The sequence below is a fragment of the Microvirga zambiensis WSM3693 genome (genome assembly GCF_016735695.1).
Lineage (GTDB): Bacteria > Pseudomonadota > Alphaproteobacteria > Rhizobiales > Beijerinckiaceae > Microvirga > Microvirga zambiensis.
The window spans coordinates 1-1,126 of the sequence record NZ_JAERQD010000197.1 but is presented as its reverse complement, the minus strand read 5'-3'; the positions used below and the strand labels follow the sequence as shown (position 1 = coordinate 1,126).

Here is a 1,126-nt window from a genome sequence, read left to right as displayed (position 1 = left end):
TGTTGCAACCGCTTTGAAATGTCTCAGGTTTTGGCAAAGTAGAAATGTCACAGGGCTCTACGGAGGCGGTGGCTTTGGCTTTCGCCGCGATGTGCCGGTCGGTGAAGGACATCCGGTCGCGGCGCCCGCTCAGACGGGCGACATAGCCGCCCGCTTCGCTGTTCGTCTGGATCCGCACGGGCCTGAGTTGATCCTGGCGCGCCTTCACCCAGCTCAGGGCTTCTGACAGCCGCTTGTTCTCCACGATCGCCGCCTGGGTGACCCGCTGGTTTTTATCGAACATGCGATAAGGCAGAGCCACGCCCTTCCAACGCACCTCGAAGCGTCCGTCAGGGAACTCGTAAGTCTCGACGTATTTGCCGGCCAATCCCGCCGTCAGCGGCGTCTCCTCCAGAATGATCCGCTTTCTGTCGTAGGAGAGCGCTAGCTGCTGCGTGACATAGCGCTGCTCGCGCCAGGCCAGAATCGTGTCGAGTTGGGCGGGCCCGCACTCCAGCGGACGATGCAGATCCTCGGATCGCGCTGGGGCTATGGCAAACCGCTCATTGAAGCGCGCCACGAAGGCTGGAAGGTACGCGTTCGCCGCCTCGAGCGTCGCGATCCCCTCAAGCCGGAGTTCCTTCACCAACCGGTCCTGCAAGGTGCGGTTCACCCGTTCCACACGCCCTTTGGCCTGGCTCGAGTTTGCGCACAGGATCTCGATCCCCAGTTCACTCAGCGCGCGGCCGAACTGGGTCATGCCTTGACCGCCCTGGGCCTACGCCTTCGACACGCGGAAGATCGAGTGTTTGTCGGAATAAAAGGCGAGGGGCCGCCCGTGGCGCGTCAGATAGCTTTCTAACGTCTCAAAATACGCGAAAGCGCTCTCTGACGGGACGAACCGAAGGGCAACCAAGCGACTGGTCGCATCGTCGATGAAGACGATCAGCGTGCATCGCGGGCCGCGGTCCTCGAACCAGCGGTGCTCACTGCCGTCGATCTGAATCAACTCACCAAAGTGATCGCGGCGTAGACGCGGCTGATGCAGCTGACGCCGCTGCTTGCGCGACAACCAGAGCCCTTCCTCCCGCATCCATTGGCGCAGCGTCTCGCGCGAGAGACTCAGGCCATGCCGCTCCAGAAGCAT

At 62.2% G+C, this 1,126-nt stretch carries 1 pseudogene; it reads right to left on the bottom strand.

Annotation, left to right across the window (positions count from 1 at the left end):
• Positions 1-1,126, bottom strand: a pseudogene (locus JKL46_RS36185) (ISNCY family transposase); the annotation flags it as partial.